General features: G+C 63.5%; 15 protein-coding genes. 5 read left to right on the top strand and 10 right to left on the bottom strand.

Going from position 1 to position 14,579, the window contains the following annotated elements; all coding sequences use genetic code 11:
• Positions 1 to 33: 33 nt before the first annotated feature.
• From msrQ to HMPREF2924_RS35865, 7 genes are all read right to left on the bottom strand, one after another.
• Positions 34 to 642, bottom strand: coding sequence for a protein-methionine-sulfoxide reductase heme-binding subunit MsrQ (msrQ, locus tag HMPREF2924_RS11915; RefSeq protein WP_003111346.1), 609 nt, complete (start codon positions 640 to 642; stop codon positions 34 to 36).
• On the bottom strand, positions 642 to 1,655 hold the full coding sequence (msrP, locus tag HMPREF2924_RS11910; protein WP_003135202.1) for a protein-methionine-sulfoxide reductase catalytic subunit MsrP: 1,014 nt from the start codon (positions 1,653 to 1,655) through the stop codon (positions 642 to 644). Before msrP ends, msrQ begins: the two co-directional genes overlap by 1 nt.
• Before the next feature lie 60 nt (positions 1,656 to 1,715).
• Positions 1,716 to 2,531: a CDP-diacylglycerol--serine O-phosphatidyltransferase gene (pssA, locus tag HMPREF2924_RS11905; RefSeq protein ID WP_003095061.1), complete on the bottom strand. Its 816-nt coding sequence runs from the start codon at positions 2,529 to 2,531 to the stop codon at positions 1,716 to 1,718.
• A gap of 154 nt (positions 2,532 to 2,685) precedes the next feature.
• Entirely contained in the window at positions 2,686 to 3,702 is a 1,017-nt protein-coding gene (gene ilvC, locus HMPREF2924_RS11900; RefSeq protein ID WP_003095066.1) for a ketol-acid reductoisomerase, read from the bottom strand.
• A gap of 42 nt (positions 3,703 to 3,744) precedes the next feature.
• Positions 3,745 to 4,236 (bottom strand): acetolactate synthase small subunit, encoded by a 492-nt coding sequence (gene ilvN, locus HMPREF2924_RS11895; RefSeq protein ID WP_003095069.1) that lies wholly within the window; start codon positions 4,234 to 4,236, stop codon positions 3,745 to 3,747.
• A 2-nt stretch (positions 4,237 to 4,238) separates the two neighbouring features.
• Positions 4,239 to 5,963, bottom strand: coding sequence for an acetolactate synthase 3 large subunit (locus HMPREF2924_RS11890; protein WP_003095071.1), 1,725 nt, complete (start codon positions 5,961 to 5,963; stop codon positions 4,239 to 4,241).
• A 288-nt stretch (positions 5,964 to 6,251) separates the two neighbouring features.
• Complete coding sequence (locus HMPREF2924_RS35865; RefSeq protein ID WP_152934532.1) at positions 6,252 to 6,524, bottom strand: hypothetical protein; 273 nt, start codon at positions 6,522 to 6,524, stop codon at positions 6,252 to 6,254.
• Here HMPREF2924_RS35865 and HMPREF2924_RS11885 point away from each other — a divergent pair.
• Positions 6,514 to 6,966 carry a DUF4124 domain-containing protein gene (locus HMPREF2924_RS11885; protein WP_003095076.1) on the top strand — a complete coding sequence of 151 codons (453 nt, stop codon included), beginning with the start codon at positions 6,514 to 6,516 and terminating at the stop codon, positions 6,964 to 6,966. The genes HMPREF2924_RS35865 and HMPREF2924_RS11885 overlap by 11 nt on opposite strands.
• 107 nt (positions 6,967 to 7,073) lie before the next feature.
• Here HMPREF2924_RS11885 and HMPREF2924_RS11880 read toward each other — a convergent pair whose 3' ends face one another.
• The 3 genes from HMPREF2924_RS11880 to mrcB are packed head-to-tail and all read right to left on the bottom strand — an operon-like array spanning position 7,074 to position 10,523.
• Entirely contained in the window at positions 7,074 to 7,403 is a 330-nt protein-coding gene (locus tag HMPREF2924_RS11880) for a YqcC family protein (protein WP_003111351.1), read from the bottom strand.
• Positions 7,403 to 8,182, bottom strand: coding sequence for a penicillin-binding protein activator LpoP (gene lpoP, locus HMPREF2924_RS11875; protein WP_003095080.1), 780 nt, complete (start codon positions 8,180 to 8,182; stop codon positions 7,403 to 7,405). The genes HMPREF2924_RS11880 and lpoP overlap by 1 nt, the downstream gene beginning before the upstream one ends.
• A gap of 16 nt (positions 8,183 to 8,198) precedes the next feature.
• On the bottom strand, positions 8,199 to 10,523 hold the full coding sequence (gene mrcB / locus HMPREF2924_RS11870) for a penicillin-binding protein 1B (protein ID WP_003111352.1): 2,325 nt from the start codon (positions 10,521 to 10,523) through the stop codon (positions 8,199 to 8,201).
• Positions 10,524 to 10,735: 212 nt separating this feature from the next.
• Here mrcB and HMPREF2924_RS11865 point away from each other — a divergent pair, with 212 nt between their 5' ends.
• The 4 genes from HMPREF2924_RS11865 (at position 10,736) to cbpA (ending at position 14,137) form a co-directional block, all read left to right on the top strand.
• A complete protein-coding gene (locus tag HMPREF2924_RS11865; RefSeq protein ID WP_003125376.1) occupies positions 10,736 to 12,298 on the top strand; it encodes a bifunctional aminoglycoside phosphotransferase/ATP-binding protein in 1,563 nt (520 codons plus the stop codon).
• Positions 12,299 to 12,389: 91 nt separating this feature from the next.
• Positions 12,390 to 12,737: a pentapeptide repeat-containing protein gene (locus tag HMPREF2924_RS11860; RefSeq protein WP_003095090.1), complete on the top strand. Its 348-nt coding sequence runs from the start codon at positions 12,390 to 12,392 to the stop codon at positions 12,735 to 12,737.
• 225 nt (positions 12,738 to 12,962) lie between these two features.
• Positions 12,963 to 13,235 (top strand): TfoX/Sxy family protein, encoded by a 273-nt coding sequence (locus HMPREF2924_RS11855; RefSeq protein WP_003095094.1) that lies wholly within the window; start codon positions 12,963 to 12,965, stop codon positions 13,233 to 13,235.
• A 104-nt stretch (positions 13,236 to 13,339) separates the two neighbouring features.
• Complete coding sequence (gene cbpA, locus HMPREF2924_RS11850; protein ID WP_003135203.1) at positions 13,340 to 14,137, top strand: cAMP-binding protein CbpA; 798 nt, start codon at positions 13,340 to 13,342, stop codon at positions 14,135 to 14,137.
• Positions 14,138 to 14,579 lie beyond the last annotated feature (442 nt).

Raw genomic sequence — 14,579 nt, 5'->3', positions numbered from 1 at the left:
GAAACTGGCGTCAACACTTATTTGAAACTTTTATTACGAAACACCGGGACGAGTTCGAAGCCTGGGCAGGCGGCGAGCGATCGAGGGTAGCCGCAGCAGCATGAGCGACGCACCAGCCACAGCGTACAGGGTCCACTCCTCCAGGTCTGCCCGCACCACCCAGAGCATGTGCAGCAAGCCGAGCCCAAGGATCAGGTAGACCAGGCGATGCAGCTTCTTCCAGCGACTACCGAGCTTGCGCATGGCGAAGCGGTTGGAAGTGATCGCCAACAGGAACAGGCAGATGAATCCAAGCATTCCCACGATGATGTAGGGACGCTTGCTCAACTCGATGCCCAACTGCCCCCAGTCCAGCCCCAGGATGAACACGCAGTAAGCGCTCAGGTGCAGCAGCACATAGGTGAAGCACCACAACCCCAACTGGCGACGCACGGCGATCCAGCCCGGCCAGCCGCTCAGCTTCTGCAGTGGGGTCATCGCCAGGGTGAGTAGCAGCAATACCAAGGCGCCCAGCCCCAGTCGATCGACCAGGGTCTTGCCCGGGTCAGGTCCGAGGGCAAAGATCCAGGCTTGGTACAACCACCAGGCCGGCACTGCCAGCGCCCCCAGGAATACCGCAAGGCGCAGATACCAGTAGCGCATCAGTAGTACTTCCTCAGATCCATGCCGCTATAAAGGGAAGCGACCTCGCTCCCGTAGCCATTGAACATCTGCGTATCCCGTACATTGGGGCTGAACAACCCACTGGGCAGGCGCCGCTCGCGAGCCTGGGACCATCGAGGGTGGTCGACCTGCGGATTGACGTTGGCATAGAACCCGTACTCGTTGGCGGCAATGCTTTCCCAGGTGGTCTTCGGCTGCTCGCGGACCAGACTGATACGCACGATGGACTTGATGCTCTTGAAGCCATACTTCCACGGCACCACCAGGCGCAACGGCGCGCCATTCTGGTTGGGCAACAGCCGCCCGTACATGCCCACCGCCAGAATTGCCAGGGGATGCATCGCCTCGTCCATGCGCAAGCCTTCCATATAAGGCCAGTCGATCACCGAGAAACCGGAGCGTTGGCCGACCATCTGTTCCGGACGCTGCAGGGTTTCGAAACGGACGAACTTCGCCTGCCCATTGGGTTCGACCCGCTTGAGCAGGTCCGCCAGGGGAAAGCCCAGCCAAGGGATCACCATCGACCAGGCTTCCACGCAGCGCAGCCGATAGATGCGCTCTTCCAGTTGGTAGGGTTTGACGAAATCCTCGAGGGCATAGGTACCCGGCTTGCCGACCTCGCCGTCGATCACCACCGACCAGGGCTCGGTCTTCAGGGCCGAGGCGTTTTCCGCCGGGTCGCCCTTGTTCGGCCCGAATTCGTAGAAATTGTTGTAGTGGGTGGCGTCCTTGAATGGCGTGATCGCCTCCCTCTGGACATCCACCGCCTGCCAGCGGGTCTGCGGTAGCTTTTCGGCGAACCAGCCCGGCGCCGGCACCTGCTCGACGCCGGCATAGCGCTGTTCGTCGGCAAAGCCCAGGCGCGGCAGGCCGCTGGCCAGCGCCAATCCGGCGAAGGAAGCACCGAGCAGACGCCGACGGGACAGGTAGAGGGTTTCGGACGTGACTTCCGACTCGGAACAGTCGGAACGGGAGGGAATCTTGATCAGCATGACGGGCTCCGCAATGACCAGCTTTGTGCCAGTAGACTACGGAGCCCGTTGGAAATTACATCAGCTCGGCTGCTTCCGGCGACGCAGCTGCAGCAGGTATTGCACAGGACCGGAGGCCGCGTAGGCAAGGAACAGCAACAGGAGGATGCGCGGCGGGTCGGTAAAGACCACGGCGAAGGCCAGCACCACGATAAGGATCGCCACGAACGGCACCCGGCCGCGCAGGTCGAGATCCTTGAAGCTGTGGTACTTGATGTTGCTGACCATCAGCACACCAGCGGCGGCGACCAGCAGGGCGACGAGGAAGGCAACCTTGGCGCCCTGGATCTCGAAATCGCTGAACGCCCATACCGTGCCCGCCACCAGCGCCGCGGCGGCCGGACTGGCCAGGCCGATGAAATAGCGCTTGTCGGCCTTGCCGACCTGGGTGTTGAAACGAGCCAGACGCAGGGCTGCGCCCGCAACGTAGATGAAGGCGACCATCCAGCCGACCTTGCCGAGGCTGCCAAGCGCCCATTCGAAGGCGACCAGCGCCGGCGCTACACCGAAGGCGACCATGTCGGACAGCGAGTCATACTCGGCGCCGAAGGCGCTCTGGGTGTTGGTCAGGCGAGCCACACGGCCGTCCAGTCCATCGAGGACCATGGCCACGAAGATAGCGATGGCGGCGTTGGCGAACTGGCCGCTCATGCCATTGATGATGGCGTAGAAGCCGGAAAACAGGGCCGCCGTGGTGAACAGGTTGGGCAGCAGGTAGATACCGCGGTGACGAACCTTCCGCCCTTCGGCGTCGTGCCCTTCTTCTATATGTTCGTCGATGGGCAGCAGGCTTTCTTCGTCGGAGGCCTTGTTCGGCTCCTCGGGACGTTCACTCATGGACAATTCCTTGGGAACTGATGGGGTACGAATATGCCGACAGCACTTCTGACTAGGAAGACAACTCCGCCGGCCCAGGCTTTATACCAGATCGCCAGGCAAGAACGAAAAAACGCGGCCGGGGCCGCGTTTCTTCGTCTGTCGCCGGAGCCGCTTAGTTCTTGCTCTTGTCGACGATCTTGTTGGCTGCGATCCACGGCATCATCGCGCGCAGCTTCTCGCCGATCTGCTCGATCGGGTGAGCGGCGTTGTTGCGGCGGTAGGCAGTCATCGACGGGTAGTTGGCCGCACCTTCGGTAATGAACATCTTCGCGTATTCGCCGTCCTGGATGCGCTTCAGGGCGTTGCGCATGGCAGCACGGGACTCGGCGTTGATCACCTCCGGACCGGTTACGTACTCACCGTATTCGGCGTTGTTGGAGATGGAGTAGTTCATGTTGGCGATGCCGCCTTCGTACATCAGGTCGACGATCAGCTTCAGCTCGTGCAGGCACTCGAAGTAGGCCATTTCCGGCGCGTAACCGGCTTCGACCAGGGTTTCGAAACCGGCCTTGACCAGCTCGACGCAACCACCGCAGAGAACGGCTTGCTCACCGAACAGGTCGGTTTCGGTCTCGTCCTTGAAGGTGGTTTCGATGATACCGGTACGACCGCCGCCGACGCCGCAGGCGTAGGACAGGGCGACGTTCTTGGCGTTGCCGGAAGCGTCCTGGTAGATGGCGATCAGGTCAGGGATGCCACCGCCCTTGACGAACTCAGAACGCACGGTGTGACCCGGGGCCTTCGGCGCGATCATGATCACGTCGAGGTCGGCGCGCGGGACGACCTGGTTGTAGTGGATGGAGAAGCCGTGAGCGAAGGCCAGGGTGGCGCCCTTCTTCAGGTTCGGCTCGATCTCTTCCTTGTACAGGCGGCCCTGGAACTCGTCCGGGGTGAGGATCATGACCACGTCGGCTGCGGCGACGGCGGTCTTCACGTCGGCAACCTTCAGACCGTGCGCTTCGGCCTTGGCCACGGTGGCGGAGCCGCTACGCAGGCCCACGGTGACGTCGACGCCGGAGTCCTTCAGGTTGCAGGCATGGGCGTGGCCCTGGGAGCCGTAGCCGATGATGGCAACTTTCTTGCCCTGGATGATCGAGAGGTCACAGTCTTTATCGTAGAAAACGCGCATGGGAATTCCCCTTCAGTAAGGCCTCGCGGGCCTGCTTTCAGTTCAGATGCTCAGAGTCTTGTCGCCACGGGCGATGCCAGTGACGCCACTGCGGACCACTTCCAGGATCGACGCAGTGCCGATGGCCTGGATGAAGCTGTCCAGTTTGTCGCTGGTACCCGCCAGTTGCACGGTATAGACGCTACTGGTGACGTCGACGATCTGCCCACGGAAGATATCGGTGGTGCGCTTGACCTCGGCGCGCTGGGCGCCCGTGGCCTTGACCTTCACCAGCATCAGCTCGCGCTCGATATGGGCGCTTTCCGACAGATCCACCAGCTTGACCACTTCGATCAGCTTGTTGAGGTTCTTGGTGATCTGCTCGATCACCTCATCGTGCCCCACGGTGGTCAGCGTCAGACGCGACAGGGTCGGGTCCTCGGTCGGCGCCACGGTCAGGCTTTCGATGTTGTAGTTGCGTTGGGAGAACAGGCCGACCACGCGGGACAATGCGCCTGGCTCGTTTTCCAGCAGCAGGGAAATGATGTGTCGCATGATCAGGTACGCTCCGTCTTGCTCAGCCACATGTCGCGCATCGCGCCGTCACGGATCTGCATCGGATAGACGTGTTCGCTGGCGTCCACCTGGATGTCGAGGAAGACCAGGCGATTCTTCATGGCGAACGCCTCCTCCATCTTCGGCTTCAGATCCTTCAGGTCGGTGATGCGCATGCCGACATGCCCGTAGGCTTCGGCAAGCTTGACGAAGTCCGGCAGGGATTCCATGTAGGAATGCGAATAACGGCTGTTGTACTGCATGTCCTGCCACTGGCGGACCATGCCCAGGGCACCATTGTTCAGGTTGACGATCTTCACCGGCAGGTCGTACTGCAGGCAGGTAGACAGTTCCTGGATATTCATCTGGATACTGCCCTCGCCGGTCACGCAGGCGACATCGTCGTCCGGGAAGTTGAGCTTGATGCCCATCGCCGCCGGGAAGCCGAAGCCCATGGTGCCGAGACCGCCGGAGTTGATCCAGCGATTGGGCTTGTTGAACTTGTAGTACTGCGAGGCGAACATCTGGTGCTGGCCGACATCGGAGGTGATGAAGGCATCGCCATGGGTAACCTCGTAGAGCGTCTCGATGACGGTCTGCGGCTTGATGATGCTGCCGTCGCCCTTGTCGTACGGGAACAACCCACGGTTACCACGCCATTCGTCGATCTGCTTCCACCAGGCAGCCTGGGCATCCTGGTTCGGGGTCTCGCCGATTTCCCTGACGATCGCGACCATTTCGGTGAGAACGCTGTCCACCGGGCCGACGATCGGGATGTCGGCCTTGATGGTCTTAGAAATCGACGCCGGATCGATGTCGATGTGGATGATCTTGGCGTTCGGGCAGAACTTCGCCGCGCCGTTGATGACCCGGTCGTCGAAACGCGCTCCGACCGCGAGGATCACGTCGCTGTGATGCATCGCCAGGTTGGCGGTGAAGCTGCCGTGCATCCCGAGCATGCCGAGGAACTGGCGGTCCGCGCCGGGATACCCGCCGAGGCCCATCAGGGTGTTGGTCACCGGCAGGTTGAGCATCTGCGCCAGCTCGGTCAGCGGCGCCGCGGCATTGCCCATGATCACGCCGCCGCCGGAATAGACCACCGGGCGCTTGGCGGCCAGGAGCATCTCGGCGGCCTTGCGGATCTGTCCCGAGTGACCGCGAACGGCCGGGCTGTACGAACGCAACTTGACCTTCTTCGGATAGGAATATTCGAACTTCTGCGTCGGGTCGCCCATGTCCTTCGGAATATCCACGACCACCGGCCCCGGACGACCGGACTGCGCCAGGTAAAAGGCCTTCTTGATCACCTCGGGAATTTCCGAGGGATGCTTGATGATGAAGCTGTGCTTCACGATCGGCCGGGAGATCCCGACCATGTCGGTTTCCTGGAACGCGTCGGTACCGACCATGTTGCTCGGCACCTGGCCCGACAGGATTACCATCGGGATGGAGTCCATGTATGCGGTGGCGATACCGGTGATGGCGTTGGTCGCGCCCGGGCCGGAAGTCACCAACACGACACCGGGCTTGCCGGTGGCGCGGGCGTAGCCGTCGGCCATATGGGTAGCCGCCTGTTCGTGGCGCACCAGGATGTGGGTCACGTCGTGCTCCTTGAAGAGCGCGTCGTAGATATGCAGGAGGGCACCACCCGGGTACCCGTAGATGTACTTAACGCCTTCGTCGCGCAACGAGCGGACGACCATTTCAGCGCCAGATAAAAGCTCCACGTTTTCACCTCTAGAACGCTATACGGCCACCCAGGGGCGGGCGACCGAAATTCGGTTGGCTGCCCGGCAGAGCATGGGTGACGGTAGTCACCGGCTACGTCAACTGCCGATTGAGCAAACTTGGAAGGGCGCCTGGTGTTACGGAGCTCTTCCACCCAGCGCGAGGTAACGCGAAGCAGGGTGTAACTTTCGGCGCGGGTAGGCACCTCATGGTCTGCCGGAGAGGGGACTGGGTTGCAGACGGCCCGCTACAGCGAGCTTGGATTCTTCGCATTCGTCGAACGCAAGTCAAGCTTTATTCTGAAAATTATCAAAAAAAATTCCAAGGAAGCTGCCATACCCTTCCATAAAAAAGCTGATCAATGACCAAAAACAGATTTTATGGCTAGAAAATTCCGATTTAGAGCAAACTTTTCCAAAATGCCCATGATTCCCGCGAGGACTTGCCACGGCGAGGCCGTCTCCGGCGGCGGTTGTGATGCCGTGCAGCATGCCGCGCTGGCGGATTTGGTTATAGTTAGCCGCAGTTAGCGCATTCCAAGGACTCCGCATGCGACGCATGATCCTCCCGGCCAGCTTGTTGCTCGCCCTCTCCTCTTTCGCCATGGCCGCCCCGATCTACAAATGGGTCGACGCCGAGGGCGTCACCCACTTCGGCGCACAACCGCCGCAAGGTGCGCAAGCGACCACGGTGAATACCCAGACCGCCCCGCCACCGGACAACTTCCCCCTGCCCCCCTCGACCCCGGCACCGACCATCCAGCAGAAACCGGCCGATCCCGAGCAGAAGGCGATCGACGACAAGGTGAAGCAGCAAGTGGCGAAGGAAGAGGCCGAGCGCAAGCAGTTCTGCGAAGAGACCCGCAACAACCTCGCGCAACTGAAGAACAACCCGCGCGTAAGGGTCGACGAAGGCAAGGGCGAACTCCGTCGCCTCGGCGAGGAAGAACGCCAGGAGCGAATCGCCAAGGCCGAAAAGGCGATCCAGGAGAATTGCCGCTGAGGCGAACACAGCCCCGTCCCGCAGCATGGGGCTGACCCGGCTCTCCGCCTTGCTTGAAGCAAAGAAAAACCCGGCCTGTAGCCGGGTTTTTCTTTACTGCCGAAGCTTCATGACGGCCCGCCGATCAGCCGGTCGAACTCGCCAAGCGCCGCCAGCAGGCCGGCGACTTCCTCGCCACGCTGCGCATAGGCCACCTCGGCCATGGCCAGGATACCCGAGGCTTGCGGCAAGGCGCTGTCGCTTTCGAGAATCAGCTTCATCCGTGGCAGGAAGATCCATTGCAGCCATTGCTCGAGCGCCAGCGTATCCACGCAGAACGGCTCGGGGCTGGCCAGCGCTTCCGGGGCGGGGCTGCTTTCGCTCCACCAGCCGAGGGCACGCAACTCACGCTCGATCAGCAACAACTGGTCGGCCAGCGCATAGACCCGTCGATCCATCAGGAGCTGACCTTGGCCTTCTGCCGGGCCAGCGCAGCGCCGGCGGAGTCTCCCTGCTTCTCCCGAGCCTGGGCGATCAGTTCCCAGAGCCCGGCCTGCAAGGCCGGCCGGCCATTGGCGTAGCTCAAGCCACGGCGCGCGACCTGCTCGGCCTGGGCCGCATCGCCCTGGGCCAGGCGCACCTGGGCCAGGCGATAGAGCACCTGCGGCTCGCGCGGAGCGATGCGCTGGGCTCGCTCGAGGCTGGCGGCGGCGCTGTTCAGGTCGCCGCTGCCCTGCTGTTGCTGGGCGGTTGTGAGCATCGCCAGGACCGGCCCGTCCAACTGCTCGTCGGCCGCCAGGCTGCCGGCCGAGCCGGAGGCCGGAATGCCGGTGGGCGCGGAACGACTGGCGCCGCTGGGCGGCATGTTGTAGCTGCCACCCAGCGGTGGCGTGGAGGCGCTGCTGGGCGGAGCCTGGTACTGGGTGCCGGTGCCGAGCGGAGCGCTGCTGATCGGCGCGGCGCCGGACTGCGCCGGGAAAGTCTGGATCGGTGCGGAATTGGCGCCCTGCGGCACCATCACCACCACACCGGAGTCGCCGCCCTGGGGAATGCCCTGGGTGGCGGCGCCTTGCTGGGTACGCGGTACCTGGGTACGGGTGATGCGGAAACCGCCGCTTTCCTGGTTGGACACCGGAGTACCGGAATCCACCACCGGGATCGCCCCGTGCTGCGGGCTGGCACAGCCCGCGAGCACGGCACTGCCGGCAAGCGCGGCGAATACGAAAATCTTCTTCACGTCAGGTCCTCTCGGATCAATTCAGCCAGCCACGTACCCAGTCCATCACCTCGCCGGCGGGGTTCTGGCTCCCGCAGCCTGGGCCCTGGGCGGGCTCGCTGCCACGAATATAGGGCATCTGTACGGCATTCGGGCAATCCGCCGCCGAGCCCTGCCCGGTCTGCGCGTCGACCCAGGCCATCACCACGTTCTCCGGCATCGGCATTTCCAGCGATTGCGGATGCGCCTTGCGCATGAAGCTGGCCCACACCTGCAAGGCACCGGTGGCGCCGGTAAGCGGCGTCTTGCCGTTGTCGTCGCGACCGAGCCAGACCACAGCCTGGAGGTCGCCGCCGAAACCGGAGAACCAGCTATCGCGCGAGTCGTTGCTGGTGCCGGTCTTGCCGGCGAGGGTCAGCGACGACGGCAATTGACTGTACACCGAACGCCCGGTGCCTTCGCGCATGACCCGCTGCATGGCGTTCTGCACCAGGTAGACGGCGCCCGAGTCGAAGCGCTGTTCGACCTGGAACGGATAGCGCTTGAGCGGCTGGCCGTCGGCAGTGAGGACGCTGCGGATCCCCCGCAACGGCGTGTTGAAGCCGCCGCTGGCGATGGTCTGGTACATGGTGGCGACCTCCATCGGACTGAGCGAACCGGCGCCCAGCAGCATCGAAGGATAGGCCGGCCAGTCACGGTTGATGCCCAGCCGGGCGACGGTCTGCAGCACGTTGGGCACACCGACGTCGAGGCCGAGCTTGGCGGTGGACAGGTTGTAGGAGTTTGCCAGGCCCTGGTACAGGAAGATCGTGCCATGCGAGCGCCGGTCGTAGTTCTGCGGTCGCCAGACCTGGCCGTCCTGGCCTTTCACCGCGAAGGGCTCGTCCTGCACCCAGGTGGTCAGGGTGTACTTGCTCGGCCGCTCGAGAGCGGTCAGGTAGACCGCCGGCTTGATCAGCGAACCGATCGGCCGCACCGCGTCCAGGGCCCGGTTGAAGCCGGCGAAGCGCGGGTCGCGACTGCCGATCAGGGCCTGGATCTCGCCGGTTTCCGGATTGGTCACGACCATCGCCGCCTCGACCTGGTCGACTCCCTTGCGCCCACTGAGGCGCTTGAGCGTTTCGTTGACGGAGGTCTCGGCCTTCTCCTGCAGGATCGGATCGAAGCTGGTGAAGATGCGCAGCCCTTCCTCGGTCAGGTCCTCGTCGCGGTAGTCCTGGCGCAACTGGCGCTTGACCAGGTCGAGGAAGGCCGGATAGGAGCTGTCGGCCATGCTGCCCTGCCGGGTAACGCCGAGCGGGCGCTGCTTGGCGGCGTCGACTTCCTGCTGGGTCGCCACGCCCTGCTCGGCGAGCACGTCGAGCACCAGGTTGCGCCGCGCCAGCGCACGATCCGGGTAACGCCGCGGGTTGAAGTAGGACGGTCCCTTGACCATGCCGACCAGCAGCGCCACCTGGTCGAGCTTGAGCTCGGCCAGCGGCTGACTGAAGAAATACTGGCTGGCCAGGCCGAAGCCATGGATCGCTCGTTGCCCATCCTGGCCGAGGAACACCTCGTTGAGATAGGACTCGAGGATGTCGCGCTTGTCGTAGTGCAGTTCCAGCAGCACCGCCATCATCGCCTCGTTGATCTTGCGGCTCAGGCTGCGCTCATTGCTCAGGAAGAAGTTCTTCACCAACTGCTGGGTCAGGGTGCTGCCGCCCTGGCGCAGCTGGCCGGCCGTGGTGTTGACCCACACCGCCCGGGCCACGGATTTCAGCGACACGCCATGGTGGTTCCAGAAGTCGCGATCCTCGACCGCGACCAGGGTGTCGATCAGGTAGGTCGGCACCTGGTCGAGCTTGACCAGGATGCGATCCTCATGGTGCGCCGGATACAAGCCGCCGATCAGCAGCGGCTCAAGGCGCGCCACCGCCAGTTCCTTGCCGTTGGCCTGGCTCAGCCCGCTGACATAGTTGCCGTTGAAGCGCACGCGCACGCGCTGGGCCGGTTCCGCGCCTTCGTAGAACTGGAAGCCACGGGTATTGAGTTCGACCGCGCTGGCCGCCACCGATACGGTTCCAGGGCCGCTCACGCTGGGCTCGCGACGGTAGCCGAGGGCGTCGAGTTCGCGCAGGAAGTCTTCCCTGCTCAGCTTCAGGCCGTTGAACAGCTCCAGCGGGCGGGCATAGACCTTCGCCGGGATGGTCCAGCGCCGGCCGGAGAATTTCTCCTGCACCACGGCATCGAGATAGATGGCGAAGCCGGCGAGGAGCACCAGGCCGACGAGGCCGAGCTTGAGGGCCCAGCCGAGCCATTTGTTCAGGCCGGGTGCCGGGCGTGCTTTGCTGTTACGGGAACGGGGGGATCGGGGACGCGTCATGGCGGCGCATTATACGTACTTTATCCACAGCGGACAGACACCGCATCGGCGGCATCCACGGTCTGCGCGGCCCCGGTGGATAGGCGCGGCGGCAGCGCGGCGCATTCGACCGGCGATCCGGCAAATGGTTGCTATCCGCCAGCGAGGTTTGCACTGTCACCCCTTCCCGCCATAATGCGGGTTTTCGCATATTTCAGAGGCAAGGATATCCCGTGAGCCAGACCCTGATCGCCGCCCTGCAGAACCCGGCCCTCTACCCCCACCCGGTGGAGCGCTTCGAGGTCATCGAGACGCACATCTCCTGGGTCCTGTTGACCGGTCCCTACGCCTACAAGATCAAGAAGCCGATGGATTTCGGCTTTCTCGATTTCACCAGCCTGGACAAGCGCCGCTTCTATTGCAACGAAGAGCTGCGCCTGAACCAGCGCCTCACCGACGATCTCTACCTGGAGGTCCTGCCGATCACCGGCAGCGAAGAGGCGCCGCGGATCGGCGGCGACGGCGAGGCAATCGAATACCTGCTGAAGATGCGCCAGTTCCCGCAGGACAACCTGCTGGCGGCAATCCAGGGCCGCGGCGAACTGTCCAACCAGCATATCGACGAACTGGCCGAGCAGATCGCGCACTTCCACCAGAACACTCCGAAGGTGCCGCTGGAGCACCCGCTGGGCACCGCCGAGTCCTGCATGGCGCCGGTGCGGCAGAATTTCGAGCAGGTTCGCCCGCTGCTCAAGGACAAGGCCGACCTGCAACAGCTGGATGCCCTCGAAGCCTGGGCGGAAAGCAGCTTCGAACGCCTGCTGCCGGTGCTCCAGGAGCGCAAGGCGAAGGGCTTCATCCGCGAATGCCACGGCGACATCCACCTGGGCAACGCCGCGCTGATCGACGGCAGGGTAGTGCTGTTCGACTGCATCGAATTCAACGAGCCGTTCCGTTTCACCGATGTCTGCGCCGACTTCGCCTTCCTCGCGATGGACCTGGAAGATCGCGGCCTGAAGTGCCACGCTCGACGCTTCGTCAGCCTCTATCTGGAACACACCGGCGACTACCAGGCCCTGGAACTGCTGAACTTCTACAAGGCCTACCGCGCCATGGTCCGCGCCAAGGTCGCGCTGTTCAGCCTCGGCTACCAGACCGATGCCGTGCAGCGCGCGGCGACCCTGCGCCAGTACCGCAACTACGCCAACCTGGCGGAAAGCTACAGCGCCATTCCCTCGCGCTTCCTGGCGGTCACCCATGGTGTCTCCGCGGTCGGCAAGAGCCAGGTGGCCATGCGTCTGGTGGAGGCTCTGGGCGCCGTGCGCCTGCGCTCGGATGTCGAACGCAAGCGTCTGTTCGGCGAGCAGCCGGAACACGACAGGGGCCAGTTCGCCGCCGGCATCTATAGCAGCCAGGCCAGCGAAGCGACCTATGCGCACCTTCACCAGTTGGCCGCGAAGATCCTCCAGGCTGGCTATCCGGTGGTGATCGATGCCGCCTACCTGAAGCAGAGTCAGCGCCAGGCCGCTTGCCACATCGCGGAAGAAACCGGCGTGCCGTTCCTGATCCTCGACTGCCAGGCGCCCGAAGCGGTGATCGCCGGCTGGCTTGCGCAACGCCAGGCGGAAGGCAAGGACCCGTCCGACGCGACTCTCGACGTGATCCGCACCCAGCAGGCTACCCGCGAGCCGCTGACAGCGGCGGAGACGGTCCAGAGCAAGCGCGTAGACACCCACGACGCGGCCAGCCTCGACGGGCTGGTCGACGGCATTCGCCAGCGCCTGCCCGGTCTCTGAACGAACTGCCATGCCGCCCGCCCCTCCAGGGCGGGCGCCGTGCCGCTGCTCTTCTATACTCACGGCGAGCCTTCTGCACAGGACGCCGCCCATGAACTCGCCCCGTCAGCTCGACTCGCCGCTCTACCAACTGCTCCACGCCGAAGACATCGAAGGCTTCAACCGACAGAAGCCGGCCGACGGCTGGATCGACCTGGCCGGCGGCGACTTCCGCGGCCTCGACCTGCGTCTGCTGGATGCCGCCCGCGTCGACTTCAGCGATGCCTATTTCCGCGGCGCCGACCTGCGCGGCGTGGATCTGCGCGAGGCGCGCCTGGAGGGCGCCAGCCTGGCCCATGCGCAGATATCCGGTACGTATTTCCCGTTGCGCCTGGCGCCGGACGAGATCCGCATGTCGGTGAACTTCGGCACCCGCCTGCGCTACCTGCCGGAGCCCTGAGAAGCGGAAGGACCACGCCAGGCCACGTTTTGCCGGGAGGCCGCTACACTTCTGGCAGGTACCCGGCCGGCTGAGGATCGGTCCCGGACCGCCTACGCCGGATCGTAAGGGCGAAGGCCGCTCGCGTCGGCCATCTCGCTCCATCGCGCCGGCCCTGTCGGCTCCGGACCGGTTCCAGGCAGTTCCGCGCCATCACGCTTCTGAGCGGCATCGCAAGGACCGACGATGAACGACGAACTGCTGAACCTGAAAAACCTCGGGAAAACCTCGACCCAATGGTTGCATGCCGTGGGTATCCACAGCGCCACCGATCTGCGTCGGCTCGGCTCGGTGGGAGCCTATCGCGCGGTCCGCGCGCGCGGCTTCCGAGCCTCGAAAGTCTTGCTCTATGCCATCGAAGGCGCACTCCTCGACGTTCACTGGAACGAGCTGTCCCCAGACCACAAGGCCGCACTGCTCGGCGAGCTGGAGACTTTCCCCGTGCGAAACAAGAGCTAGCTCACACCTGCCACGGGAAGATATTTACTCCCCCCGGGCGCCCACCTATCGTCTCGTGGACGTTCGTACCTCCTCTCCCGACCAGGCAGCTCAAGGAAATGGCCATGTATCTACTCGGCGAGCAACCGGCTTATGCCGACCAATTGATCAATCGCCTGCAGGGAATCCCTCACCGCTTGCTCGAAGGCCTGGCACCCAGCGGCCCCGCCGTGGAACTGGAACGTAGCGACGACTTGGAACGCGAGCTGCCCGCCGACCAGGTATTCCTGGTGGAAAGCGGCCTGCTGCATGCGCTGGTCGACGAACGCCCACTGTTCTACCTCCAGGAAGGCGACCTCCTCGGCCTTCGACGCGGACTCGAGCTCCCCGCCTGCCGGCATGCCAACGAAGAACCGATCCGCCTGCTGCCCTATTCGCGCGATGCGCTGCTCCAGCACATCCATGCTGACCAGGAGCGTCAGGAACTGCTATTGCAGTACCTGATCGGACAGACTGCCCTGCTCGGCGATGCGCTGGCGCACCTGAAGCAGCCGGAAGTCCGCCCGGCCACCGGCTTCCGCCACTTCGCCGCGGGCGAGGCGCTGATCCGCCAGGGCGACGATGCGGATCATGTGTTCATCATCATCGAGGGGCATGCCGAAGCGCTGGTGGACGGCCAGAAAGTCGGCGATGTGCAGAAGGACGAGATCTTCGGCGCCATGGCCGTGTTCACTCGCGAGAAACGCAGCGCCACGGTGGTCGCCAGCGAACCCTGCACGGTGATGGTGATTCCCAAGGAGCAGTTCCTCGGCCTTATGCAGAACAACCCGCGAATCGCCCATAGCCTGATCGAAGGCATGGCCCGGCGGATAGACCTGCTTAACCGGGAAGTGACCCAGCTGCGCCTGCGCCGCAGCGCCTGAGGCCCATTCCAGAGGGCTCGCGACTAGCTAGCAGAAAAGTTTGGCGAAAGCGTTTGACATGGAAATGAGAATCATTATTATGTCACTCAACTGGTCGCGAGATCAGCCGGTAAGCTGAGAGACCCACGCAGTCGGACTCTTCAGATTATCTCCTCATCAGGCTAATCACGGTTTTTGACCCGGCACTTTGCCGGGTCTTTTTTTGCCTGCGATTCGGCCGGAGACGACCGTTCATCGGCTGGCGATGGAATGAATGAGAACCGGCTTGACCTGATAATGAGAATAGTTATTATTACACCAACTGGTCGCGAGGCCAGCAGGTAAGCTGAGAGACCAAGCAGTCGGACTCTTCAGATTATCTCCTCATCAGGCTAATCACGGTTTCGACCCGGCACTTTGCCGGGTCTTTTTTTGCCCGCGAAAACGTAGCGCGATACGCGGC

It is taken from the genome of Pseudomonas sp. HMSC063H08, assembly GCF_001813645.1.
Lineage (GTDB): Bacteria > Pseudomonadota > Gammaproteobacteria > Pseudomonadales > Pseudomonadaceae > Pseudomonas > Pseudomonas aeruginosa.
This window is presented reverse-complemented; position numbering and strand designations above follow the sequence as displayed.